Annotated in this window: 22 protein-coding genes; 19 read left to right on the top strand and 3 right to left on the bottom strand. The window is 62.8% G+C overall.

The features are described 5' to 3' along the window. Positions 1-96 precede the first annotated feature (96 nt). From F8R15_RS13845 to F8R15_RS13935, 19 genes are all read left to right on the top strand, one after another. Positions 97-1,164: a 2,3-butanediol dehydrogenase gene (locus F8R15_RS13845; protein WP_152844960.1), complete on the top strand. Its 1,068-nt coding sequence runs from the start codon at positions 97-99 to the stop codon at positions 1,162-1,164. Between the two features lie 33 nt (positions 1,165-1,197). Continuing rightward, on the top strand, positions 1,198-2,271 hold the full coding sequence (locus F8R15_RS13850; RefSeq protein ID WP_152844961.1) for an SDR family oxidoreductase: 1,074 nt from the start codon (positions 1,198-1,200) through the stop codon (positions 2,269-2,271). A gap of 10 nt (positions 2,272-2,281) precedes the next feature. Next, positions 2,282-2,566, top strand: coding sequence for a YciI family protein (locus F8R15_RS13855; RefSeq protein WP_078606176.1), 285 nt, complete (start codon positions 2,282-2,284; stop codon positions 2,564-2,566). Further along, positions 2,566-3,600, top strand: a complete 1,035-nt coding sequence (locus tag F8R15_RS13860; protein WP_078601805.1) for a Gfo/Idh/MocA family protein — start codon at positions 2,566-2,568, stop codon at positions 3,598-3,600. The genes F8R15_RS13855 and F8R15_RS13860 overlap by 1 nt, the downstream gene beginning before the upstream one ends. A gap of 1 nt (position 3,601) precedes the next feature. After that, entirely contained in the window at positions 3,602-4,582 is a 981-nt protein-coding gene (locus F8R15_RS13865; RefSeq protein WP_078522955.1) for a zinc-binding dehydrogenase, read from the top strand. Between the two features lie 28 nt (positions 4,583-4,610). Next, entirely contained in the window at positions 4,611-5,639 is a 1,029-nt protein-coding gene (locus F8R15_RS13870; RefSeq protein ID WP_216644126.1) for an ABC transporter permease, read from the top strand. Beyond that, positions 5,626-6,693: a substrate-binding domain-containing protein gene (locus F8R15_RS13875; protein ID WP_078542683.1), complete on the top strand. Its 1,068-nt coding sequence runs from the start codon at positions 5,626-5,628 to the stop codon at positions 6,691-6,693. Before F8R15_RS13870 ends, F8R15_RS13875 begins: the two co-directional genes overlap by 14 nt. Positions 6,694-6,779: 86 nt before the next feature. Further along, positions 6,780-9,302, top strand: a complete 2,523-nt coding sequence (locus F8R15_RS13880; protein ID WP_216644127.1) for an ATP-binding cassette domain-containing protein — start codon at positions 6,780-6,782, stop codon at positions 9,300-9,302. A gap of 60 nt (positions 9,303-9,362) precedes the next feature. After that, positions 9,363-10,427: a maleylacetate reductase gene (locus tag F8R15_RS13885; protein WP_152844962.1), complete on the top strand. Its 1,065-nt coding sequence runs from the start codon at positions 9,363-9,365 to the stop codon at positions 10,425-10,427. A gap of 14 nt (positions 10,428-10,441) precedes the next feature. Continuing rightward, positions 10,442-11,299: an intradiol ring-cleavage dioxygenase gene (locus F8R15_RS13890; RefSeq protein ID WP_152844963.1), complete on the top strand. Its 858-nt coding sequence runs from the start codon at positions 10,442-10,444 to the stop codon at positions 11,297-11,299. Between the two features lie 14 nt (positions 11,300-11,313). Next, on the top strand, positions 11,314-12,102 hold the full coding sequence (locus F8R15_RS13895) for a glucose 1-dehydrogenase (RefSeq protein WP_152844964.1): 789 nt from the start codon (positions 11,314-11,316) through the stop codon (positions 12,100-12,102). A gap of 23 nt (positions 12,103-12,125) precedes the next feature. Then, the gene (locus tag F8R15_RS13900; RefSeq protein ID WP_152844965.1) at positions 12,126-13,178 is read left to right on the top strand and encodes a ketopantoate reductase family protein; all 1,053 of its coding nucleotides are present in this window, start codon (positions 12,126-12,128) and stop codon (positions 13,176-13,178) included. Positions 13,179-13,364: 186 nt separating this feature from the next. Then, positions 13,365-14,051 carry a GntR family transcriptional regulator gene (locus F8R15_RS13905; RefSeq protein ID WP_078522949.1) on the top strand — a complete coding sequence of 229 codons (687 nt, stop codon included), beginning with the start codon at positions 13,365-13,367 and terminating at the stop codon, positions 14,049-14,051. A 167-nt stretch (positions 14,052-14,218) separates the two neighbouring features. Then, positions 14,219-15,211, top strand: a complete 993-nt coding sequence (gene dctP, locus F8R15_RS13910; RefSeq protein WP_152844966.1) for a TRAP transporter substrate-binding protein DctP — start codon at positions 14,219-14,221, stop codon at positions 15,209-15,211. A gap of 28 nt (positions 15,212-15,239) precedes the next feature. Further along, positions 15,240-15,806: a TRAP transporter small permease gene (locus F8R15_RS13915; RefSeq protein WP_253732599.1), complete on the top strand. Its 567-nt coding sequence runs from the start codon at positions 15,240-15,242 to the stop codon at positions 15,804-15,806. Next, on the top strand, positions 15,803-17,098 hold the full coding sequence (locus F8R15_RS13920; RefSeq protein ID WP_152844967.1) for a TRAP transporter large permease: 1,296 nt from the start codon (positions 15,803-15,805) through the stop codon (positions 17,096-17,098). Before F8R15_RS13915 ends, F8R15_RS13920 begins: the two co-directional genes overlap by 4 nt. A gap of 25 nt (positions 17,099-17,123) precedes the next feature. Further along, positions 17,124-17,579, top strand: a complete 456-nt coding sequence (locus F8R15_RS13925; protein ID WP_078522945.1) for a type II 3-dehydroquinate dehydratase — start codon at positions 17,124-17,126, stop codon at positions 17,577-17,579. Next, positions 17,579-18,460: a shikimate dehydrogenase gene (locus F8R15_RS13930; protein WP_152844968.1), complete on the top strand. Its 882-nt coding sequence runs from the start codon at positions 17,579-17,581 to the stop codon at positions 18,458-18,460. Before F8R15_RS13925 ends, F8R15_RS13930 begins: the two co-directional genes overlap by 1 nt. Before the next feature lie 13 nt (positions 18,461-18,473). Beyond that, on the top strand, positions 18,474-20,375 hold the full coding sequence (locus F8R15_RS13935; RefSeq protein WP_152844969.1) for a bifunctional sugar phosphate isomerase/epimerase/4-hydroxyphenylpyruvate dioxygenase family protein: 1,902 nt from the start codon (positions 18,474-18,476) through the stop codon (positions 20,373-20,375). Between the two features lie 251 nt (positions 20,376-20,626). Here F8R15_RS13935 and F8R15_RS13940 read toward each other — a convergent pair whose 3' ends face one another. The 3 genes from F8R15_RS13940 to F8R15_RS21940 form a co-directional block, all read right to left on the bottom strand. Further along, positions 20,627-21,727 carry a site-specific integrase gene (locus tag F8R15_RS13940; protein WP_098411393.1) on the bottom strand — a complete coding sequence of 367 codons (1,101 nt, stop codon included), beginning with the start codon at positions 21,725-21,727 and terminating at the stop codon, positions 20,627-20,629. After that, the gene (locus tag F8R15_RS22110; protein WP_152844970.1) at positions 21,616-21,999 is read right to left on the bottom strand and encodes a helix-turn-helix domain-containing protein; all 384 of its coding nucleotides are present in this window, start codon (positions 21,997-21,999) and stop codon (positions 21,616-21,618) included. The genes F8R15_RS13940 and F8R15_RS22110 overlap by 112 nt, the downstream gene beginning before the upstream one ends. 175 nt (positions 22,000-22,174) lie before the next feature. Continuing rightward, positions 22,175-24,301 (bottom strand): AAA family ATPase, encoded by a 2,127-nt coding sequence (locus F8R15_RS21940; protein WP_152844971.1) that lies wholly within the window; start codon positions 24,299-24,301, stop codon positions 22,175-22,177. Position 24,302 lies beyond the last annotated feature (1 nt).

Consider the following 24,302-nt stretch of genomic DNA (forward strand, 5'->3'; position numbering starts at 1 on the left):
TTTGTTACGAATCGTCGCAGCCAAATGGCGATCTCGATGTCGGGGTGATCCCGGCAGACCCAGAGGATCGCGAGACTTGGAAAGGGAGGAAAAGCTTTGAAAGCTGTTCGTTTTCACGGAGCGAAGGACATCCGCGTCGAGGATGTCGAAGAACCGTCGAGCAAACTGGCGCCGGATGACGTTCTGGTCGCGCCGATCGTGACCGGCATCTGCGGCACCGATCTTCACGAATATATCGCGGGGCCGATCGTCACCCCGTCCGAACCGCATATCTATACCGGCGCGTCCAACCCGCAGATTCTTGGCCATGAATTCTCCGCCAAGGTTCTCGCAGTGGGCGACGAGGTCAGCAACGTCTCGGTCGGCGAGCGCATTTCGGTTCAGCCGCTCGTGGCGCCGCGCAATGACTACTATGGCAAGCGCGGCCTCTATCACCTCTCGCCGCAACTGGGCTGCATCGGCCTGAGCTGGGCCTGGGGCGGCATGGGCGAGAAAGCCGTCATCAAGGATTACAACGCGCAATCCGTGCCCGAGGGGCTGACGGATGACCAGGCCGCGATGATCGAGCCGGCTGCGGTGGCGCTTTACGGCGTGGATCGCGGCGGCGTCGAGGCAGGTTCGACCGTTCTTGTCTCGGGCGCCGGTCCGATCGGTGCGCTGACGGTGCTTTCGGCCCGTGCGGCTGGTGCGAGCACGATTATCGTGTCGGAGCCGAACCCGAACCGCCGCCGGATCATCTCGGAAATCGCGCCCTATGCGCATGTCGTCGACCCGCGCGGCGGCGAGCTGCCGACCGTCGTCGGCGATCTGACCGAAGAGGGTGTCGGCGTCGACGTCGCGCTCGAATGTGTCGGGCTCGAAGCCTCGCTCAACGCCTGCGCCGAAGCGGTGCGCCGCCAGGGCAAGGTCGTGCAGGTGGGCCTGCACATGAAACCCGCCAGCATCGATGCGATGCTCTGGGCGCTCAAGGACATCTCGGTCGAAGCGACCTGGTGCTACCCGACGCAAATCTGGCCCCGGATCGGCCGCATGGTCGCCTCGGGCAATTTCCCGATCGAGAAAGTCATCACCTCGCGGATCGCGGCGGAAGATGTCGTCGACAAGGGCTTCGAGGCGCTTCTCGATCCTGCCGGGGAACATCTGAAAATTCTCGTCACCACCTGACGAAACGGAACTGCAAGAAAGGGGCGAAGACCCATGGCTGAACAGAATATTGCGTTGATTGTCGGGGCGACCGGCCTCTCGGGCAGCTACACCGCGCGCGAATTGAAATCTCACGGCTGGACGGTCGTGACGGTGTCGCGCAGCGATGTCGATCTCGAGTGGTCCGACCGGCACATTGCCGCAGACCTGACCGATGCGGAAGCCAGCAAGGCCGCGCTGGCTGCGGCCAAGGACGTGACGCATGTGTTCTATTGCACCTGGTCGCGTCAGGCCAACGAGGAAGAGAACGTCCGCGTGAATGGGATGATGGTGCGCAACCTCTTCGAGGGAATCGCAGGCGCGCCGATCAAGCACGGCGCGCTGGTGACGGGCCTCAAGCATTACCTCGGTTCGTTCGACGACTACGCCAAGGTCACGCCCTACACGCCCTTCCTCGAATCGAGCCCGCGTCTGCCGGGGCCGAACTTCTACTACGCGCAGGAAGATGTGCTGCTGGAGATGGCAGAGAAATACGGCTTCACCTGGTCGGTGCACCGCCCGCACACGATGATCGGCTTCACGGTCGGAAATTACATGAACATGGCAGTGACGCTCGCGGTCTATGCCTCGATCTGCAAGCACACCGGCAAGCCGTTCCTCTATCCCGGTTCGCCCGAGCAATATAACGCGGTCACCGATGTGACCGACGCGCGCATCCTCGCCAAACAGTTCTACTGGGCCGCGACGACGCCGGAAGCTGCGAACACGCCCTTCAATACCGCAAATGGCGATGTCTTCCGCTGGACGTGGCTCTGGGCGCGGATCGCCGAGTATTTCGGCCTCGAGGTCGCGGAATACCCCGGTCACACGACGCCGCTCGAAGAGCAGATGGCGGATGCGCCCGCGATCTGGTCCGAGATGGTGGCCCAATACGGGCTTCAGGACATCCCTGTGACCAAGCTGGCCTCGTGGTGGCACAGTGACGCCGACCTGGGCCGCGAGCTGGAATGCTTCACCGACATGACCAACAGCCGGAAGCTGGGTTTCGACGCCTATCAGAGCACGCCCGACAGCTTCTTCGACGTCTTCGAAGAGCTGCGCGCGCGCAAGATCATTCCGGCGAAGTGAGGAGACTGAGATGCATTACGTAATCCATTGCCTCGACCATGACGGCGCCGTCGATAAGCGGCTGGCCAATTACGAGGACCACAAGGCCTATCTGGCCCAGGCACCGGTGAAAACGGTGATTTCGGGCCCGCTTCTGGGCGACGACGAAGAGACCATGATCGGCAGCTGCTTCGTGCTGGAGGCCGACAGCCTCGCAGAGGTCGAGGAGTTCAACCGCAACGACCCCTTCGCGAAGGTCGGTCTGTGGAAGTCCGTCTCGATCCGTCCGTTCTCCAAGCGCGTGGACAACCGCTGATGTCGGGGCCGGTCAAAATCGCCCTCGTGGGCATGGGATGGTGGGGGCAGAAGATGCTCGCCGTTCTGTCGAGCGCCCCCGACGACATCACGGTCGTCCGCGCGGTGGAGCCGAATATGGATGCGGTGCGCGATCTCTGCGCCGAGAAGAGCGTGACGCTCAGCGCGGATTACGCCGATGCGCTGAACGATCCCGAGGTCGAGGCCGTCGTGCTGGCGACGCCGCACTCGCTGCACACGGATCAGATCGCCAAGGCCGTCGCGGCAGGCAAGCATGTCTTCTGCGAAAAGCCGCTCGCGCTCACCGCTGAAGAAGCCGCCCGTTCGGTCGCGCTTTGCGCCGAGGCTGGGTTGGTTCTCGGCATGGGCCATGAGCGCCGCTGGGAGCCGCCGATCGCCGAGATGCTGGCGAAGGCCGATGCGGGTGAGTTAGGCCGTATCCAGCAAATCGAGGCCAATTTCAGCCACGACAAATTCGTCGGCATGGACCCGAGCAACTGGCGCGTTCAGGCGAGCGAAGCACCCGCAGGCGGCATGACCGCGACGGGCATCCACCTGCTCGATCTGTCGGTCCGCCTTCTGGGCCGCGCGGAAAGCGTGCTGTGCATCTGTGAGCAGCTGTCTTCGGAACTGCCGCAGGGCGACACGGTCGCGGCCTATGTGAAATTCGCCGGGGGCGGGACCTCCTACGTGTCGGCTTCGCTGTCGAACCCGTTCATGTCCCGCTTCACGGTCTACGGCTCGAAAGGCTGGATCGACATCCGCGACAAGGCGCATGTCGAGGCGCCCGACGGCTGGATCGTGACCTCGGCCATGGCTGGCGGGCCGATCGAGACCGTCGAGATCGGCAAGGCCGAGCCCGTGAAGGACAACCTGGTGAGTTTCGCCCGCGCCGTGCGCGGACAGGAAACCTACCCGATCACCGCCGATCATCTGGTCGACAATATCGCGCTGCTCGAGGCGGTCTTCGCCTCCTCCCGCAGCGGTCAAATCGAACGCGTGGCGCAACCCGCCGCAGCGAAAGTTGGAGCCTGACATGAAAGCCCTGATCTTCGACGAACCGAACAAGCCCATCGTGACGCAGGTGCAGACGCCCGGCATCACGGACAACGAGGTGCTAATCCAGTCGCGCCGCGTTGGGATTTGCCACTCAGATTACGAGCTGCTGGCCGGTCAATACATCATCCCGATTTCCTATCCGGTCGTTCCGGGCCACGAATGGGTCGGCGAAGTCGTCGAGGTCGGGAAGAATGTCGACGGGCTCAAGCCCGGGGATCGTGTGGTCGGCGAATGCGTGATCAACACGCCCGAGCGCATCCACCACTTCGGCTTCTCGATGGACGGTGCGGATCGCGAATTCTTCGCCGCGCGCCCCGAATGGCTGCACAAGCTGCCCGACGCGGTCGATGACGCAAAAGGCGCGCTGATCGAACCCTTCACCTGCGGGTATTACGCGGTGCTGCGCCATGGCGGCGTCTGCGCGGCGGATACGGTCGTCGTCTCGGGCGGCGGCACGATCGGCCTTGTCTCGGCAGCCGCCGCGATCGGCATGGGCGCTCGCGTGATCGTGGTCGATCCGGTGCCGCTTCGCCGCGAGATCGCGATGAAGCTCGGTGCGGACGGCACGATCGATCCGACCGATGGCGACCCGATCGAAGCGGTGCAGGAGATGACCAAGGGCGGCGCCGATCTGGTGGTCGAATGCGCGGGCCATCCGGCCTCGCTGGCCAACGTGTTCGACTATGCCCGCGACGACGGGGATGTCTCGATGGTCGGCATCAATATCGGCCAGAAATTCCCGGTCGAGCTGGGCAAGATCCAGATCAAGAACCTCAACGTGAAAGGCTGCATCGGCTCGCCCGGCGTCTGGCCGGCGGCGATCCGGTTCCTGGAGCGCACCGGGCTCGATCTCTCGCCGATCCAGACCCACAGCTACAACATCGATGACGCGATGACCGCGCTGGAGCTTGGCAAGTCGCCCGACAAGGCGGTCAAGGTCACCTTGGAAATCAGCTGAGACGCGACGCGAGGGAGGAGGAGAAAACATGGCTGAGACGACGCCGCATAGCTTCGGAGGTTCGATGGGACTTTCTTCGATGTCCCTGTCGAAGGGCTTCGTGACCATCGTCGCCTCGACGCTGGCGCTCATCCTCCTTTGCATCATCTTCGCACCCTCGGCGGTCACCGCCGGGTCGCTGATGGGCAGCCTGCCTTTCGCGGCGGTGCTTGGCATCGTCGGGCTCGGCCAGATGCTGGTGGTGCAGCAGGGCGGCTTCGATCTTTCGGTGCCGGGCTCGGTATCGCTCGCGGTGGTGATCGCGACCCACATGCCCAACGGCCAGGATGCGGGACTTCTGCCCGCCCTGATCATCGCGATCGGCTTCGCGCTTGCCGCGGGGGTGCTCAACGGCATCATGGTCGCCTATTTCCGCCTGAACGCGATCGTCGCGACCATCGGGATGAACGCGCTTCTGTTCTCGGCGGTCTTCGCGATCTCGGGCGGCGTGCCGCGGATCACGACGAACCTGCTGGCCCATATCGCGGGCGGTCAGACCCTGGGTATTCCCCATTCGGTGCTGTTCGCCCTCGCTATTCTGGCCCTCGTGTCCTTCGGCCTGAAAAAGACGGTAGCTGGCCGTCGGTTCGAGGCGATCGGGGCCAATCCCAAGGCGGCCCGTGCGGCTGGTCTGAGCGTTAAACCCTATCAGGCGATGGCCTATGTGGCGGCGCAGATCCTTTACTGCACCGCGGGCATCCTAATCGCAGGCATCACCCGCGAACCCACGGCATTTCAGGGCAACAGCCTGCTTCTGCCCTCGGTCGCCGTCGTGGTGCTGGCAGGGACCTCGCTTCTGGGAGGACGCGGCTTTCCGATCTCGGTCGTCATCGCCGCCTTCTTTCTTAACCAGCTCAGCCAGTTCGCTCTGTCGATCGGTGTGCCTTACTCGGCGCAGACCATCGTGCAGGCGCTCGCTCTTGTATTCGGCATCGGGGTCTACTCGATCGAATGGACGAACCGTTTCAAGAAAGAACAGACAAGTTCTACAGAGGAGGAGAACCATGAAACTGTCTAACCTGAAAGGATGCGCTGCCTATATGGCGCTGGGGCTTGGAATTGCCCTTTCGGCCTCGGCGGCCAGCGCAGAGGACGCACCCTCCTGGTGCGGCCCGAACAAAGCCTCGCTGGCGCTGCTCGACGGTTTCGGGGGCAATAGCTGGCGTCTGGTGACGACCGCTTCGGGCAAGGAGGAAGCCGCGAAGTGTCCGAGCATCACCGACTACTACTATGCCGACGGTCAGGGCGACACGCAGAAGGCGATCTCTGACATCAACTCGATGGCGGCGCGCGGTGTCGATGCGATGGTCGTCTTCGGCGATGCCGGTCCTGCGATCCTGCCCGCGCTGACCAAAGCCTATCGCTCGGGCGCGGTCGTCGTGCCCTACCGCGTGAATGTCGGCGGTGAGGCCGGCAAGAACTACACCCGCTTCGTCGGTGCCGACTTCGTCTATGACGGCGAAAGCTGGGGCAAGTGGATCAAGGAGAACTTCCCGGACGGCGCGAACATCCTGTTCCTGTCGGGCCCGGCGGGCAACAGCCAGGGTCTGGACGAGCTCAAGGGGATGAAGAACATCCTCGACGACAGCTACAAGTTCCTGAACCCGGACCCCTTCGCGGTCACCAACTGGGATCCGTCGCTGACGCAGCAGGTGCTGTCGGCTGCCATCGCGCAGCATGACAATATCGACGTCATCGTGTCCGACTTCGGGCCGTCGCTCGTGGGCGCGCTGCCGGTGTTCGCGAATTTCGACCGCTCGATCCCGGCGCTCGCGACGTCCGACGGCAACTCGCTCGGCTGCTTCTGGGAGAAAGCCCACGCCGACAACCCGGATTTCAAGCTCTTCACGGTAGCGACCGGCAACGACAACGTTCGTCTCGCCGTGCAATGGGCGATCGCGGAAGCGACCGGTGGCACCCCGCCGTCGGAGGAAATCTTCAAGGCCCCGAACTTCGAGGACTCGACCGATGGGGATCCGAACCCCGTCCAGTGTCGCTCGGATCTGCCCGGCGCGATCTATCTCTCTGCTCAGCTTTCGGGTGACGAGCAGGCGAAGGCCGTCGGCCAGTAACCTCCCCCTGTCTCCGGGCGGCGCGATCCGCCCGGAGACTGCCGCGCCAACCCCCTCAGATCGGCGGAACTAAACGGATGATAGCATTGGCTGAAATCGAACCGATGGAGAAGGCGGACGGGCTCCGCGAAACGTCAACGGGCACCCCCGTGATCCGCTTGCGCGGCGTGTCGAAATCCTTCGGGGCGGTCCGCGCCCTGAGCGACGTGAGCGTCGACATTCACGCAGGCGAAGTGCACGCGATCCTGGGCGAGAACGGGGCCGGGAAATCGACCCTGATGAACCTGATCACAGGCGTTCTCCAGCCCAGCACCGGCCGGATCGAATTTGACGGGCGGGACGTGATGCCGCTGTCACCGGAAAGCTCGTCGGCGCTTGGCGTCGCGATCTCCTATCAGCACCCGGCGATCCTGCCCGACATGACGGTGCTCGAGAACCTGCAGGTGTCACTGCCTGCCTCTGTTTTCCAAGGCGACCGCAAGGACCGCGTCGGCAAGCGCCTGCTGGAAGAGGTCGGCCTTGAGGTGCCGCTGAACGCGCGTGTCGATACGCTGACCATCGCGCAGAAACACCTGCTGGAACTGGCGAAAGCGCTCGCCGTCCAGCCCCGTGTGCTTATTTTGGATGAACCGACGGCCGCGCTTGATCAGGACGCGACGGATATGCTGTTCGCGAAGGTGCGGGCGCTGAAAGCCTCCGGCACCGCCGTTATCTATATCACCCACCGTCTGGCCGAGTTGCGTCAGATCGCGGACCGCGTGACCGTGCTGCGCGATGGCCGCCACCGGGGTAGCGCGCCTGCGAGCGAGATCAGCAATTCGCAGCTTCTGGACCTAATCGTCGGGCGGAGACTGGCCTCTGCCTTCCCGCCGAAATGCGCCGACGCCAATCCCCCGATCAATTTCGAGGTCGAAGGCCTCAGCGGGCGCAAATTCTCGGATGTGGCCTTCGCCTTCGGACGCGGCCAGATCATTGGCGTCGCCGGTGTCGAGGGCAACGGCCAGTCCGATCTGATGCGCGCCTTGGTCGGCCTTCAGCCCCATCGCGGCGCGATCAAGCTCCACGGTCGTACGCTCTCGCCGAAAGAGCTGAAACACGCAGCGGCTTTCATGCCGTCGGATCGCCATACCGAGGGCCTCGCTGCGGATCTGACGATCCGGGAAAACGCGACCTTCGCCTCGCTCGACAAATATGCCTCGGGCGGCGTGCTGGATCGCGGCAAGGAAATGCAGAAGGTGCAGGAGGTCTTCTCCTCGCTGGCAGTGAAGGCCGCGGGCGTCGAGGCGAAGGTCTCCCAGCTTTCGGGCGGCAACCAGCAGAAGATCGTGATGTCCCGCGCGCTTCTTTCGGAGCCGGGCTTCATCGTGGCCGACGAGCCCACGCAGGGCGTCGATGTCGGCGCGCGCTTCGAGATCTACCGGATCCTGCGTGAGGTGTCCGATGCGGGCACCCCGGTGATCGTCAACTCCTCGGATGCGGCGGAACTGGAAGGGCTGTGCGACATCGTTCTGGTCATGTCGCGGGGCCGCATCGTCGAGACGCTGCGCGGAGACGACATCACCGAGGCTCGTATCGTGGGGGCTGCGGTCGAGGCAGATACGCATGCGCATCACGTCGATGAAGAGCATCAGGCGAAAGAGGGCTTCGGCGCGAAACTGCGCCATTTCGTGCAGACCGATAATGCGACCATCGTGCCGCTCGCGCTGGTGACGGTGCTGCTCGCGCTGTTCGTAAGCGCGCAGAACGAGAATTACCTGTCGTCCTTCAACGTCTCGAACATCCTGATCCTCGCGACCGCACTCGGCTTCATCGCCTTGGGGCAGACCATCGCCTTGCTGATGGGCGGGATCGACCTGTCGGTCGGGCCGCTCGCTGGCTTCCTTGTGGTGATCGGGTCGTTCTTCATCAACGATGGCAGCCCAGCCACGACGATGGCGCTCGGTTTCGCCCTGATGTTCGGCGCGGCGATCGTCGTCGGCTTGATCAATGGCGTGCTGATCCGGTTTGCCAACTTTACCCCCATCGCAGCCACACTGGCGATGTTCATCGGTTTGCAGGGCATGAGCTTCGTGCTGCGCGAAGGTCCGGGCGGCTACATCTCCTTCGACGTGATCGACACGCTCACCCGCAGCTTCGGCCCCGTGCCTGTCGCCTTCGTCGTGATGATTGCGATCGCCATCGCGATGGAGCTGGGCCTGCGCCGCAAGCGGGCAGGGTGGCAGCTTCGCGCGGTCGGCTCGCATGAGGAATCCGCACGTCGGATCGGGATACGCACGGATCGGACCTTCGTGCTCGGCTATATCGCCGTGTCGCTGCTGACCGCACTTGGTGCGATCATGCTGATGGCGCAGATCGGCGTCGGCGACCCGGCGCAAGGCGTGAACTACACGCTGGGCAGCATCACCGCGGTCGTGCTGGGCGGCACCAGCCTTCTCGGCGGGCGCGGCACCTTCATCGGCTCGCTGCTGGGCGCGGTGCTTCTGACCGAAGTGCTCAACGCCGTGTCCTTCCTCGGGCTGTCGCAGGCCTACCAATACGGCTTCCAGGGGGTGCTGATCCTCGTGGCGGCGCTCATCTACACGACCGCGCGTCGGCGCCGCGAGGAGTAACCTCGCGGCCCACGCTGGCTCAATTCAACGCCTCGTCTGTGCGAGGCGCAGGGAGGAACCATGCCTGAAGCGTTCATCTACACATCCACTCCGGGGCGCATCGTCTTTGGCTCCGGGACCTTGGCGAAAGTCGCCGAGGAGGTAGAGAGATTGGGCTGCGCCCGCGCACTGATCCTGTCGACGCCGTTCCAGAAAAACGACGCCGAGGCGCTTGCGAAAGACCTCGGGGAGATGGCGGCCGGAACCTTTACCGAAGCGGCGATGCACACGCCGGTCGCCGTGACCGAGGCCGCGCTCGAAGTCTATACCCAGACCAAGGCCGATTGCGTCGTGGCGCTCGGCGGTGGCTCGACCATCGGTCTGGGCAAGGCTATCGCCTGGCGCAACGATGCGCCGCAGGTGGTGATCGCGACGACCTATGCCGGTTCCGAGGTCACCGACATTCTCGGCCAGACTGAGAACGGGCAGAAGACGACCGTCCGCGATCCAAAGATCCGCCCGGAAACCGTGATCTACGACCCCGATCTGACGCTCGGCCTGCCGGTCGCGATGAGCGTCGCGAGCGGGTTGAACGCGATGGCTCACGCGGTCGAGGCGCTCTATGCGCCCGATGCGAACCCCGTCACCTCGCTGATGGCGGTCGAAGGTCTGCGTGCGCTGAAAACGGCGCTGCCGCGGATCGTCGAGACGCCGGAGGATCGCGATGCCCGCACCGATGCGCTTTACGGGTCGTGGCTCTGCGGCACCGTGCTGGGCGCGGTCGCCATGTCGCTGCATCACAAGCTCTGCCACACGCTCGGCGGCGGGTTCGACATGCCCCACGCGGAAACCCACGCGATCCTGCTGCCGCATACCGCCGCCTATAACGCGGCGGCGGCGTCTGCCGAACTGGCGCGCGCGACCGAGCTGTTCGGCGGCGATCTGGGCGGCGGACTCTACGACTTCGCGCGTTCCATCGGCGCCCCTCTCGCGCTGGCCGACTTTGGCCTCAAGGAAAGCGATCTGGCGCGCGCCTCTGATATGGCCGTGCAGAACCCCTACAAAAACCCGCGCGACATCACGCGCGACGGCATTCTCGACCTGCTGACCCGCGCCCATGCCGGTCAGCGGCCCATCACGACCTGATAGGAATGAATGACATGACCCAAGAGCCGAAGATCGCCTATTTCACCGAGGACGCCTCGGTCGAAACCGTCAACGCCCGGGTTTCGGAGAGCACCGATGCGCGCCTCCAGACCGTGATGGCAAGCCTCGTTCGTCACCTGCATGCCTTCGTCAAGGACGTCGAACTGACCCAAGCCGAGTGGGATATCGCGATCGATTTCCTCACCAAGACCGGTCAGATCTGCGACGAGAACCGTCAGGAGTTCATCCTGCTTTCCGACGTGCTGGGCGTCTCGATGCTGGTCGATGCGATCAACAACCGCCGCCCGACCGGGGCGACCGAGAACACCGTGCTCGGGCCGTTCCACGTCGATGGCGTGCCGGAATACGAGATGGGCGCGAACATCACACAAGCGGGCGGGCGCGAGACCTGCCGCTTCTATGGCACCGTCACCGATCTCGACGGCAAGCCGGTCGAAGGCGCGCGGATCGACGTCTGGTCGGACAGCGAGGACGGCTTCTACGACGTCCAGCAGCCCGACATCCAACCGCGCAACAACAATCGCGGCGTGTTCACCACGGGGCCGGACGGGCGCTACTGGTTCGAGGGCATCAAGCCGGTTTCCTACCCGATCCCCGATGACGGTCCGGTGGGCAAGATGCTGGGCAAGCTCGGGCGTCACCCGTATCGCCCCGCGCATATGCATTTCATCGTCAGCGCCGAGGGCTTCGACCCGGTGACGACCCATACCTTCGTGGCGGGCGACAAATACCTGACCTCGGATGCGGTGTTCGGCGTCAAGGAGTCCCTGATCGCCGAGTTCACCCCGGTCGAGAATGGCGAGACGCTGTGGGAGTCCAATTACGACTTCGTGCTGCATCGGACTGAGTGAGCAGGGAGGCTACCATGTCGGACAAAGACGAGATGGGAGGCGTCGTCGTCACGGGCGCTGCGCGGGGCATCGGCTTCGAAATCGCCCGGCGCGCGGCGGCAGCGGGATATGGCGTGGTGATTGCGGATCTCGATGACGCCGCAGGCGAGAAGGCGGCTAAGGCCCTGACTGCCGAGGGCGGTCGCGCGATTTTCTGCAAGACCGACGTGACGGACCGCGCCGCTACCCGCGCGGCCATTGCCGCCTGCGAGGCGGAGTTCGGCTTTCTCCATGCCATCGTCAACAACGCTGGTTTCAACCGTCCGCAGCCGTTTCTCGAGACGACCGAGGAGAACTGGAACCAGATCATGACGGTCAATGGCATGGGCGTGCTGATCGGCATTCAGGAGGCGGCGAAGGCGATGATCGCGGCCAAGCGGAAAGGCAAGATCATCAACACCGCCTCCATGGCTGGTCGCGCGGGCTTCGGCGATTTCGCTCCCTATTGCGCAAGCAAGGCCGCCGTCATCAGCCTGACGCAGGCCGCCGCGCGCACCCTTGCCCCGCACGGGATCACCGCTAATGCCTTCGCGCCGGGCGTGGTGGAGACCGACCTCTGGACGGTGCTCGACAAGGATTTGATGGAAATGGGGGTGTCTTCCGAGCCGGGCGAGGCCCTGCGCAACTTCGCCGCCGGAATCCCGCTCGGCCGGACTTCGATGCCCGCAGATGTGGCCGGAACGGTGGCTTTCCTGCTCTCGCCGGACTCCGACTACATGACCGGCCAATGCCTGCAGATCGACGGCGGGATGATCATGCAATGACCGCAACCGAGGAGACGCGACCCATGACCAAGCAAACCCCATTCCCGCGCATCGCCTTCATCGGCACCGGTGCGCAGGGCGCCTCCATCGCGGCGGATTTCACGCTCGCAGGTCTGGACGTCACCTTCATCGACCAATGGCCCGCGCATGTCGAGGCGATGCGCGAGAAGGGACTGACGGTCAACCTGCCGACCCGCCAGCTGCACACGCCGGTCAAGGCGCTGCACCTGTGCGAGATCGCCGAAATCAAGGAGCCCTTCGATCTCGTCTTCATGGTGGTGAAAGCCTACGACACCCGCTGGGCGGCGGAAATGATCAAGCCGGTTCTGGCGGAGCACGGCTTCGTCGTGGGACTGCAGAACGGCATGACCCACGAGGCGATCGCCGACATCGTCGGCGCGCATCGCACGATCGGCGCGGTTATCCAGATCGCGTCGAACATGTGGGAGCCGGGGATTACGACCCGCCAGAACGACACGGACGAAAGCTGGTTCGCGCTTGGCGCGCTCGACCCCGAGCAACAGCCGCGGGTGCATGACGTGGCCGATATCCTGCGCCATTCCGGCACCGTTCAGGTGGTGGACGATATCCGCTCGGCGAAATGGATGAAGCTGGTGGTGAATGCAGCCGAACTGATCCCCACGGCGATCATCGACACTGCGATGCGTGACAGCGTCCGCGATCCCGAGTTTCTCGAAGTGATGCGGCGCGCCGGGTATGAGGCAATGGAGGCAGCACTCGCTGACGGCGCCACCATCATGCCGATCATCGGGATGCCGCCGGTGATGAGTAACCACCCGGAACGCTATGTCGACGAGATCTTCGACGAGGTCGTTCGCACCTTCTCAAGGGACGACACGCTGACGACCTCGCTGCAGGATTGGCGCAAGGGCCGTCGCGCCGAGGTCGACGAGGTGAACGGGCTGGTGGTCGATTTCCTCGAGGCGCGCGGCAAGGCGGCGCCGATGAACCGCAAGGTCGTGGAGATGGCGAAGGAGATCGAGGCCGGACGGCGCAGGCATCACCCCGACAACGCGCGCGAACTGGTGGCGCATTACCAGGAGCTGGCACAGTAGGTAGTTGTCTGCTCAGTTCGTAAACTCTTCGGCAGCTTGCATGAGGCTGCGCAGTCGTCAGTTGTCGATCGGATGCAAAGGTTGTGGTAAGTTCCGCCGATTATGCCTGAATTCGGATAAATTGCTTGGATGATGCCTCGCGCAAGGCGATAAGCGGAGGGAAATGGCAATAGATCGACGCGCGACGTGAAGATACATAAGTTCGATATCAGTGGACATCCCGGGGAGACTGTCGGTGACATCACCCACCGGCGCCTGCGCGGCGACATCGTGCATGGGCGGTTCAAGCCGGGGCAGAAGCTGAAGCTCGATCTGCTGCGCAAGAAATACGATATCAGCGTGACGACCCTGCGCGAATTGCTCAGCAGCCTGACGAACGAAGGGCTCGTCACCGCTGAAGGACAACGCGGCTTCGAGGTGGCGCCGATCAGCAAGGCCGACCTGCGCGATCTGGCCGACCTGCGTCTGCTGCTCGAGACTCACGCCCTGCGCCAGTCCATCGCGAATGGCGATATCGAGTGGGAAGCGGGCGTCGTCTCTTCGCATTACAAACTGGAGACGATCGAACGCGAGCTGATCGCGGGCGGCGACGGTCCGGTGCAACCTTGGGTGCGTCATGACTGGGATTTCCACTTCGCGATGATCGCGGCGTGCGACAGGCCAAACCTGATGCGCACGCATTCCTCGGTCTTCGATCGCTTCATGCGCTATCACATGATCATTCTGGAATTCCGGGGTGAGAAGGCCAAGGAAGACCACATTCGCCTGCGTGACCTGACCTTGGCCCGCGATGCGGATGCGGCCGTGGAGTTGCTGATCTCCCATGTCGAAAGCGGCGTCGACCACATTCTGGCGACCGGTCGCGTTCCCTGAACTCTTTGAAAGACGATGTCTGACAGTCGGCAAGCGGGTGGAGAAGAACACCCGCTCGTGATTCTGTACGCCAAAATTAAAAACGTATGATATTTTTAAAGTTGACATATGAAATTTGAGATGCCGAATTGAATGAGCCGCTCTCGATGCGGCGAAAGGGAGGAACTATGACCAAATTGACTCGCCGCAGCGTGCTGGCGACAGGGGCCGCTGGTGCAGCCGCGACCCTGATGGCAGGCACCGCATTCGCTCAAGATCGCAAAAGGCTCCGCCTGTCTTCGGTGGTGTCGAATAACGACATTCGCGCCAAAGCCTTCGCCCGCATTTCCGAGGATGTCGCCAAGGATTTCGACCTTCAGGTCTACAACCAGTCGACGCTCGTCCCGCAGGGGGGTGAACTGACCTCGATCCAGCGCGGGACGCTGGAAATGGGCCTCGTCGCGCCGCAGAAGCTGGCCGATCAGGTGCCGGAATGGTCGATCCTGACCGCCGCCTATGTGCTGCGCGATGCGGCCCATATGAAAGCCGTCTTCGACAGCGACGTGGGCAAGCAGCTCAACGATCTTGCGGCGCAGGCCGGGCTCCATGTCCTCGCGCCGGTCTATTTCGGCGCGCGTCAGGTCAACCTGAAGCCCGAGAAGAAGATCAACACGCCCGAGGATCTGAAGGGGATGACCCTGCGCATGCCGGGCGGCGACGCGTGGCAGTTCCTTGGCGAGGCGATAGGCGCCAGCCCGACACCGCTGGCCTATTCGGAGGTCTACACCGCGCTCCAGACCGGGGCGATCGACGGTCAGGACAACCCGCTGCCGAACGACTACAACATGAAGTTCTACGAGGTCACGAGCCAGATCGCCCTGACCAGCCACCTCGTCGGTTTCGACGTGCTGGGGATCTCCAAGAAGGTCTGGGACGACATGAGCGCCGATCAGCAAAAGCTGCTCAAGGACTCCGTGGACAAGGAAATCGCCGCCAGCACCGAGGAGCACCTCACGCGCGAGCAGGAACTGGTGGACTTCTTCAAGGAACAGGGCCTCGAGGTCTACGAACCCGACCGCGCCGCCTTCCGGGACTACGCGCAGAAGAAGTATCTCGCCAGCGACTTCGCCAAGAGCTGGCCCGAGGGGATGCTCGAACAGATCAACGCGATCCAGGCCTGACCCCCGGATACACTGAGGGCGAGGGGCCATGTCGGCCCTTCGCCCCTCGAAAGGCAAACCGATGCAAAACACGAGCCGCCGCTGGCGGAACGTAGCGCGCCGTCTGGCCGACGCCGTTCCGGCGCTGCTTCTGGCCGCCATGTTCCTGGCCTTCATCGTTCAGGTCTTCATGCGCTATGTCCTGAACCACCCCGTCGGCTGGACGGTCGAGCTGTGCGTCATCGCGTGGCTCTGGGTCGTGCTGTGGGGGCAATCCGTCTCGGCGCGCGAAGAAGACGAGATCCGCTTCGACATCATCTACGGCGCGGTCCGACCCAAGGTGCGCCGCGTGTTCCGCATCCTGTTCTCGCTCTTCATCGTCGGGATTTATGCGGCCTCGCTGCCGGATGTCCTGAGCTACATCTCCTTCATGAAGATCGAAAAGACGGCCTATATGAAGATCCCCTTCAGCTACGTCTTTTCCGTTTTCGCAATTTTCACGGCGGTCACGATCCTGCGCTACGGCTGGATTCTGATCAAAGAGCTGCGCGGCCAGGGCCCCGAAGATGACAACCCTGATCTGACGCATGTCGCGCGCAAGGATTTCTCCGAATGAGCTGGGAATTCACCCTCGCCGTGGCGGCCATCGTCGCCACCGCCATCGTCGGCCTGCCGATCGGGCATGCCATGCTGGGGGCCTCGATCCTCTATCTTCTGCTCGAACAGCAAGACATGAGCATCGCCGCCGAGCAGGTTTTGCGCGGGCTCTACGGCTCCTATGTCCTGCTGGCGATCCCGCTGTTCATCTTCGCGGCCGACCTGATGAACATCGGCTCGCTCTCCGACCGGCTGCTGGATTTCTGCCGTGCGCTGGTGGGTCGCTTCCGGGGCGGGTTGGGCCATGTCAACGTCGTGTCCTCGCTGATCTTCTCGGGCATGTCGGGCTCGGCCATCGCCGACGCGGTGGGGATCGGCAAGATCATCATCCAGCTGATGACCAAGGACGGGAAATATCCCCCCGCCTATGCCGGAGCGATCACCGCCGCCGCCGCGATTATCGGCCCGATCATTCCGCCCTCGATCCCGATGGTGCTCTATGCGCTCGTCTCCGACACCTCGATCGGCTACCTATTTCTCGGCGGCGTGGGACCGGGTCTGATCCTCGCGCTTCTTCTGATGGTGATGAACGCCATTCAGGCGAGACGCCACGATTTCCCGGTGGAAGTGCCCGTGCCGGTGCGCGAGATGCCCCGCATCACGCTGCGCGCCGTGCCCGCATTGCTGATGCCGGTGATCCTTCTGGTCGGCATCTATGGCGGTATCACCACGCCCACCGAGGCGGCCGCACTCGCCGCGCTCTATGCCTTCCTGATCTCGACCTTTCTCTACCGCTCCGTCAGCCTGCGGGCGGCCTACGAGACCGTGTGCCAATCGGCCCGCTCCACGTCGAGCGTGGGCATCCTGATCGCCGGGGCGCTGGCTTTCAACTACGTGGTCACGGTCGAGCAGATCCCGAACGAGATCCGCAGCGCCTTGGGCGACATGCAGCTCGACCGGATCACCTTCCTGCTGCTGGTCAACGTGCTCCTGCTGGTGCTCGGGTGCCTGCTCGAAGCCAATGCGATCCTGCTCGTGATCGTGCCGATCCTGCTGCCCACCGCGGTCTCGCTCGGCGTGGACCCGGTGCATTTCGGGGTGGTCGTCGTGGTCAACACGATGATCGGGCTCGCAACGCCGCCCTATGGGCTGCTGCTCTTCGTCGTCAGCGGGATCACCAAATCCCCGATCGGCCAGACGATCCGGCATCTCGTTCCCTTCCTCATCATCATGATCGTCGGACTCGCGATCATCACTTTCGTGCCGAGCACCGTGCTGTGGCTTCCCCGGCTTTACGGTTACGGCGGCTGACAGGCCGCAAATCAGGAGACCTCACATGGCCCAGAAAGACCTTCCGATCCTGGTCATCAATGGCCCCAACCTGAACCTGCTCGGCACGCGTCAGCCCGAGATCTACGGGCACGACACGCTTGAGGATGCCGAGCGGTTGAGCCGTGATGCGGCCGCTGCGGCGGGAGTGGAAATCGACTTCCGCCAATCCAACCACGAGGGCGAAATCGTCGACTGGATCCAATGGGCCCGCACCAACGCCTGCGCCATCCTGATCAACCCGGCAGGCTTCACCTCGACCTCCATCGCGATCCTCGATTCCCTGCTGATCTTCGACGGCCCCATCTTCGAGGTTCACGTCTCGGCCCTGTTCCGGCGCGACGAATTCCGCCACCCGTCCTACGTCTCGAAAGCGGCGACGGCGAAGATAGAAGGCTTCGGAATCGCGGGTTACGGCTTCGCGATCACCCGGATCGCCCAGCTCGTGAAAGGCGCCAAGTGATGCCTGCCCCCGAGAGCCCTTCCGAGACAGCGTCGGACGATGCAGTCATCCGGCTGGGTCTGATCGGAGACAATATCGCCGTCTCGCAGGCCCCGCGGCTGCATCGGCTGGCCGGGCTGCAGAACGGACGGAAGGTGACCTATGACCGGCTTGTCCCGCGCGAGCTTGGTCAGGATCACGCGACGATCCTCGCCAACTGCGCCGCACAGGGCTACCGGGGGCTCAACATCACCTATCCCTACAAGGAGAAAGTGGCGGCGCTGGTGCGTATCTCCGACCCGATGGTCCGGCGGCTGGGCGCGGTGAATACCGTCATCTTCGAACCCGGCGGAGCGGAGGGCCACAACACCGATCACTCCGGCTTCATCTCCGCCTATCGCGCCGCGCGCGGCTCCACGCCGCCCGGAGCCACCCTGCTTATCGGCACCGGCGGGGTAGGGCGAGCCATCGCCTTCGCGCTGGTTGCGCTCGACGCCGCCGAGATCCGCCTCGCCGACCACGACATCGAGAAGGCCGAAATCCTCGCCTCGGAACTCGAAGCGGCGAAACCGGGACTTCGCGTGATCGTGGGGCGGGACGCCGCCGAGACGTCCGAAGGCGCCGAAGGTCTCATCAACGCGACCCCGGTCGGCATGACCGGCCATCCGGGCTCGCCACTTGAGGCATCCGCAATCACCGGCGCATGGGCCTTCGACGCCGTCTACACACCGGTCGAGACCGAGTTCCTCACCGCAGCACAGGCGGCAGGCCTGCAGGTCATCCCGGGCTACGAGCTGTTCATCTGGCAAGGCGTCGATGCGTGGAAGCTCTTCACGGGTCTGCCGCTCGACGTCGCCCGCTTGCGCAGCGATCTCGCGAAAACCGACCCGGCCACATCCTGAAAGGAGGCCTCCCATGAAAACCGCCATCGCCACTGTCTCGATCTCGGGGACGTTGCAGGAAAAGCTGGAGGCGATCTCTGCTGCGGGCTTCGACGGGATCGAGATTTTCGAGCAGGATTTCATCGCCCATGACGGCGGGCCGCGCGAAGTCGGCCAGATGGTCCGCGATCACGGGCTGGAAATCTTCCTCTTCCAACCCTTTCGGGATTTTGAGGGCCTCCCGGAGCCGCTACGTCACCGCGCTTTGAGGCGCGCCGAGCACAAATTCGAGCTCATGCGCGAACTCGGCACCCGCGACATGCTGGTCTGTTCCTCGGTTCATGCCGAGGCGCTTGGCGGGATCGATCGCATGGCCGATGACTTCGCCGCCTTGGGCGAGCTTGCCGCAGGTTACGACATCCGTGTCGGCTTTGAGGCGCTGGCCTGGGGGCGTCATGTCTGGGACCACCGCGATGCGTGGGAAGTGGTGCGCCGGGCCGATCATCCCAATGTCGGGCTGATCCTCGACAGCTTCCATACGCTCGCCCGCAAGATCGACCCGGATACGATACGGCGAATCCCGGGAGACAAGATTTTCTACGTCCAGCTTGCCGATGCTCCGGCGATCGACATGGACCTGCTCTACTGGTCGCGCCACTTTCGCAACATGCCGGGCGAAGGCGATCTGGATGTCACCGGCTTCATGCGCGCCGTGATGGCCACCGGTTATGACGGACCGGCGAGCCTCGAGATTTTCAACGACCAGTTCCGCGGCGGCCCGATGCGGACCATCGCACGCGACGGCTACCGCTCGCTCGTGGCGTTGATGGATGACGTTCGCCGCAGCGAGCCCGGGCTGGAAGACAAGATCGACGAAATTCCCGCGCGCGTCGGTGTGGACGGGGTCGAGTTCATCGAGTTCGCGGCGCAGGGTGCGGAGGCGGAGGCGCTGAAGACGTTGCTCACGACCCTCGGCTTCCGCATATCGGGGCGGCATCGCAACAAGATGCTGGAAGTCTGGCGTCAGGGCGATATCCGCATTCTCATCAATTCCGAGACAACGGGCTTTGCCGCCTCCACTTGGGCCGCGCGCGGCACCAATGTCTGCGACATCGGTCTCAAGGTCGCGGATGCGGCCTCGACGGTCACGCGTGCGCGAGCGCTCGGCGCCAAGACCTTTTCGCAGCCCGTTGGGCCGGGGGAACTGGACATCCCGGCGATCCGTGGGCTTGGGGGCTCGGTGCTGCATTTCGTGGATGCCTCGAGCGGTCTCAGCGAAGTCTGGGACGTCGAGTTCGAGCCTGCAGAAGACATGTCGAACCGAGACGCTGGCCTGGCCTCCATCGACCATGTGGCGCAGACGATGGAATATGACGAGATGCTCAGCTGGGCGCTGTTCTACACGACGCTGTTCGACATGCAGAAAGCTCCGATGGTCGACGTGATCGACCCGGACGGGCTCGTTCGCAGCCAAGCCATCGCATCGCGCGCGCGCCCGGATGGAAAGGGCCTGCAGGTTACGCTCAACGGCGCCGAGACGCATCGCACCCTCGCGGGCGATTTCCTGACGCATGGCTTCGGCGCGTCTGTGCAGCATGTGGCTCTGAGAACCGACGATATGCTCAAGACCGCCGCCGCGCTGGCCGATCTGGGCTTCGATCCGCTGCCGATGCCTGCCAACTACTATGCGGATCTCGAAGCGCGCTTCGACCTGTCGCCGGAATTTCTGGAGCGGTTGCGTTCGGCCAATATCCTCTATGACGAGGATGCGCACGGCGCCTTTCTTCAGCTCTACTCGCGGCCCTTCGCAGGGGGCATGTTCTTCGAAATCCTCGAAAGACGGAATGGCTATGCCGGCTTCGGGGCGGCCAACGCCCCGTTCCGGATCGCCGCGCAGAAGCGGTTTGGCCGCGTGAAGGGCATGCCCGACCTCTGAGTGACGGCGACTCGGTGAAATGTCCCCAAGTGTCTTGGAGACGGGAGCAGGGAGACGCCGAACTCGGCTTGCCGCTGATCCTCCATTCTCCCGCGTACTGTCCGTTTTTCCGTTTCGCAGTGAAATGGCGGCATGCTCAGTCTCTGGTGTGATTTTCACCAGAAATCAGTCTCTTACGATTTCGAGTAAGCTGGAGCGGGTAGCGGGAATCGAACCCGCGCGTTCAGCTTGGGAAGCTGATAGGGGTTCGTTCAAGTCCTTGTTTTTGATTTGATTTTCTTGGGGCTTCGGGAGGGTTTTCGGGAGGCATTGTTGGACAATGCTGAAAAACCATCGATAGCATTTGCCAGATCTTCGTCCAAAACGTGGGCATATCGGCTCGTCGTCGTGATCTCAGAGTGACCCAAGAGACGGGACACCAGTTTAATGTTTTGTGTCTGCCGAAGCATCCGCGTCGCGAAGGTGTGGCGGAGATCATGGAAATGAAAGTCTTCAATGTCGGCGGCTTTCACAGCTTTTCGGAAATGCTCGAAAGCAGTCGAGTTTTGGAGAATGCGCCGACGTGCCGCTCTCTTTCGATTGTGGACCCGAAAAGTGAAGACGTAGGGGGCGTGGTCAGGATCGTCTGATCTTTCGAGCGTCGCAAGCATTGCCTTGATCTCTTGGCTCATCGGAAAACTCATCGACTGTGAAGATGTGCAAGTGTCGGTCTTCATCTTGAACTTCATTCGCTCGGTGTCGATGTCAATATCACGCCAGCGCAGTTGGCAGATTGATCCCTGTCGCGCGCCAGTCATGAGTGCGAACTGAACTAGCGGATGCAGGTCACAGCGAAGGTGTTCGAATAGCCGTTTCTGCTCGGCGATCGTCAGTTCCCTGACGCGTTCTTTGGGCTCGGGAAGCCTCTTCGCGTTGAAATCGAGGTTTGGAACTGTGGCGCCGTGTTCCTTTTCCATATGCCGCAGGGCGCGAGCAAGTGAGGCGAGAGTTCGGTTTACAGTCGCGTTTGATACCTTTGAACGCCTGCTGGACCGGAGCCGCATAAGGTCCGCATCAGTCAGTCTGGAAATAGGCGTCGCAGGTTTTATGACCGTCAGGATTGACCGGAACTGACTTTTCGTCGTCCTGGCGCTTGGCTGGTTTTGGCTGACATCCGAGAAGTAGGTTCCGAGAGCTTCGGACAGCGTGAAGTTTCGCGTAATTTCGGGAGCGTTTCGCGCGTCGACCCGAGCTTCTGCCTCTACTGCCTTCGCTTCCTCGAAGTCGTCGGTCCCGCAAGATCCATAAAATCGACGACCCCTGATTTGGAAGTCGTAGTGCCAGTTGCGCGAACCTTTGGGTCGATAGGGCATTTCGGTTCGATCCTTTTCGTGTTCCGTCCGACAAATTCGGCGAGATCGCGTGCGTCGTAGCGGATTGATCCACTTGTGAGGGTGATGAACGGCAGGCCAGACGCGCGGAGGCGCCGCAGCGTCTTTGTGGAAACGCGCAGTCGGTCCGCTGCCTCTCTCGGGGTCAAGAGTCTCGGAATATCATCCATCCCGCCCTCGAAATGTCGGGGAGAGAAGCGGATCCAGTTTCTATCTTTGTCTTGCCTTGGCATAGCCGCATCGCTCGGTTGCATCCCCGCAAGCTCACGGGGACCGCTGATGCATCAATTCTAAGCTATGTCTCTGGCCCGAACCGCGTAATTGCTCGCCAGCACCATTCGAAGATGTTGATATCTCGGGGTAGTTGCGGTTTTTTCGCATCTACGAACATCAGGCGCCGCGCGGCTCCGTGCTACATCACGAATTCCATCACTTGGGTTTGAGATGGGTGTCTAGAATTCTCCTTCCCAGTCGGGTGGAATGCGGAAAAGTTCGTGATGCGAGATCTTGCAAGCGGTCTGCCTCGAGCTCGCGGTGTTCGAGCAGCGTATTTTTGACGAATTCCAGCGACTGCGTATTTTCCACGATCAGATTCGTCGCGGCGCTATGTCCCTCATCGAGAATTCCGACGACGTGAGCTCGTAGTCGCTCTGGCAGCGAAACGAGTTGATCACCTTTAACTGGCGCCCAGAACAATTCTCCTCCAAACAATCCCATTTTCGTCACTGCATCGAGGGCGAGGCGGGTGGCGACGCCGAGATCGGAATGTTCCGAGCCGCCGGCGCCGCTCGAAACCGATCCTAGCATGACCTGTTCCGCAGCCCGCCCCGCGAGACCTACAGTAATTGCGGCACGAATGTTGTTCTCCGTAAGCAATGGCGCATCGGCCCCTTCGATGTATCCGCCGGACGGCCCAATCGCGACACGCGTAGGAAGCGTCGGTAACAGGCTAAACGCCGCAAGGAGATGCCCCGCTTCATGGATTGCAATACGCTCAAGTTGGTCAGTCGCGACGGCCGGTGCGATCTCCAGCGCCGCATGCCAAAGGTCGTTAGAGGTGACTGCGCGTCCGTGTTGCCGAGCAATGCCGAGCGCGGAACGGGCAACGCTGACAGCAGTCGCACCACTAGAGCCCAGCAAAAGGTCCGCGCCTTGCGTCACATTGAGATCCGGTGCGCCAAGCGTATCGCGCAAAATCGCTGAAATACCGGCTCGGTCCGGGTAGCGCATCCTCAGATGCAGATCGAGTCGTCCTGCACGCCGCAGCGCCGGATCGATAACGTCTGGATGGTTCGTTGCTGCAATCACCATCACGCCCTGCGTCTCGGCTAGCCGCGTGAGTTGTAGCAACATGGCATTGATCACCTGTCGTTGATATTCGCTGTTTTGGTGGTTGGTGCCGCGGCTTGTGAAACTGTCCATTTCGTCGATGAAGAGCACGCAGGGGGCCTTCGAGATCGCTTCCAGGACGACTTCGTCAAGAGCCGCGAGCATCTGCCCGAGGTGTCCGGCTTTTTGGCACTCCGCATAGCTCGTGGCCACCAGTGGCACGCCGAGCTCTTCGGCGACAGCCCGCGCTAGCATTGTCTTGCCGCAGCCGGTTGGCCCCGAGATCAACGCACTCGTGTTGAGCGCCGACCAGTCGGCCTCGCCAGATTGCCAGCTGCTAAAGCCTGCAAGTAGGCGGTCGAGCTGCGGACGGATCGGCCCAAGACCCTGAACGCGATCAAGTGCGCGGTCTTGTTTGGGTTCGCAGGCCGCCGAGTATTCTACCAGCCTCTGGGCAACTTCGGCTGCCGTTGCTGCCTTGAAAGCTGGCGTCAGTAACGGACCGTCGAAACGGCGAAGTGCGTCGTCGGTGGGCAATGTGTCGTGAAGCGCGCGCCAAGACCTCTGTTCGGACTCGGGATGCGTGATGCGCAGAAGCTCGAGGATCAGAGCGCGCGTAACCGGCTGCAATTTAAGGGGGGCCGGACAGATTGTCCGCGCTACGCTCGTAAAAGCAGTGGGGTCGGCTGCGACGGCCAGAAGCGGATCGCCGAAACTGATGGCTTCGTCTTGCGTCTGCCGGAAGCGTTGGTGTTGGCGCGCGCGTTCGGAGGCCGACGCACCGCGCGGCGAGGCGTCGACACGCGCGACAAGTCTGACGTCTTCCTTGCGGCGCAAGCCAACGAATTTGCTTAACCGGGGAAGGAGGCGCGGCAAATCGGCCGTCGCCAGCACGAGATCTCGTCCCGGGGGCACTTGAACCAGCGTGCAACTGCCGTCTTCGTGCATCCGGCGAGCGGCGGCCTCATCTCCAAGGAGATGCGCAAAGCGAAGCGCGAAGGCGAGGGTCTCGATCGAGAAGGCAGAAATCTCCGCCTGCTCGTCGTCAAACTCCTCCGGATCGGAGGCCGATGGAGGCTCGCAGGGCTCCATTAGGTGGCGGAGAAAATTCTCCGCGAAAGCGACCTTTCGGTCGGAGTTGAAGAGTTCTTTTAAGGGGGAAGAAGTGGTGGGAAGGGATTGGGGCATGAAAGGATCCTCGGTCGAAGTTGGAAAGGAAGAAGGCACG

This window comes from Thioclava sp. JE_KL1, from assembly GCF_009296265.1.
Taxonomy (GTDB): Bacteria; Pseudomonadota; Alphaproteobacteria; order Rhodobacterales; family Rhodobacteraceae; genus Thioclava.

What these genes read in the sequence shown, in the direction of transcription:
- F8R15_RS13900 (WP_152844965.1), top strand. Translation starts at nt 12,126, where the DNA reads ATGACCAAGCAAACCCCATTCCCGCGCATCGCCTTCATCGGCACCGGT.
- F8R15_RS13890 (WP_152844963.1), top strand. Translation starts at nt 10,442, where the DNA reads ATGACCCAAGAGCCGAAGATCGCCTATTTCACCGAGGACGCCTCGGTC.
- F8R15_RS13865 (WP_078522955.1), top strand. Translation starts at nt 3,602, where the DNA reads ATGAAAGCCCTGATCTTCGACGAACCGAACAAGCCCATCGTGACGCAG.
- F8R15_RS22110 (WP_152844970.1), bottom strand. Translation starts at nt 21,999, where the DNA reads ATGCAACCGAGCGATGCGGCTATGCCAAGGCAAGACAAAGATAGAAAC.
- F8R15_RS13925 (WP_078522945.1), top strand. Translation starts at nt 17,124, where the DNA reads ATGGCCCAGAAAGACCTTCCGATCCTGGTCATCAATGGCCCCAACCTG.
- F8R15_RS13870 (WP_216644126.1), top strand. Translation starts at nt 4,611, where the DNA reads ATGGCTGAGACGACGCCGCATAGCTTCGGAGGTTCGATGGGACTTTCT.
- F8R15_RS13855 (WP_078606176.1), top strand. Translation starts at nt 2,282, where the DNA reads ATGCATTACGTAATCCATTGCCTCGACCATGACGGCGCCGTCGATAAG.
- F8R15_RS13935 (WP_152844969.1), top strand. Translation starts at nt 18,474, where the DNA reads ATGAAAACCGCCATCGCCACTGTCTCGATCTCGGGGACGTTGCAGGAA.
- dctP (WP_152844966.1), top strand. Translation starts at nt 14,219, where the DNA reads ATGACCAAATTGACTCGCCGCAGCGTGCTGGCGACAGGGGCCGCTGGT.
- F8R15_RS13940 (WP_098411393.1), bottom strand. Translation starts at nt 21,727, where the DNA reads ATGCCCTATCGACCCAAAGGTTCGCGCAACTGGCACTACGACTTCCAA.
- F8R15_RS13915 (WP_253732599.1), top strand. Translation starts at nt 15,240, where the DNA reads ATGTCGGCCCTTCGCCCCTCGAAAGGCAAACCGATGCAAAACACGAGC.
- F8R15_RS13895 (WP_152844964.1), top strand. Translation starts at nt 11,314, where the DNA reads ATGTCGGACAAAGACGAGATGGGAGGCGTCGTCGTCACGGGCGCTGCG.
- F8R15_RS13920 (WP_152844967.1), top strand. Translation starts at nt 15,803, where the DNA reads ATGAGCTGGGAATTCACCCTCGCCGTGGCGGCCATCGTCGCCACCGCC.
- F8R15_RS13930 (WP_152844968.1), top strand. Translation starts at nt 17,579, where the DNA reads ATGCCTGCCCCCGAGAGCCCTTCCGAGACAGCGTCGGACGATGCAGTC.
- F8R15_RS13885 (WP_152844962.1), top strand. Translation starts at nt 9,363, where the DNA reads ATGCCTGAAGCGTTCATCTACACATCCACTCCGGGGCGCATCGTCTTT.
- F8R15_RS13860 (WP_078601805.1), top strand. Translation starts at nt 2,566, where the DNA reads ATGTCGGGGCCGGTCAAAATCGCCCTCGTGGGCATGGGATGGTGGGGG.
- F8R15_RS13875 (WP_078542683.1), top strand. Translation starts at nt 5,626, where the DNA reads ATGAAACTGTCTAACCTGAAAGGATGCGCTGCCTATATGGCGCTGGGG.
- F8R15_RS13850 (WP_152844961.1), top strand. Translation starts at nt 1,198, where the DNA reads ATGGCTGAACAGAATATTGCGTTGATTGTCGGGGCGACCGGCCTCTCG.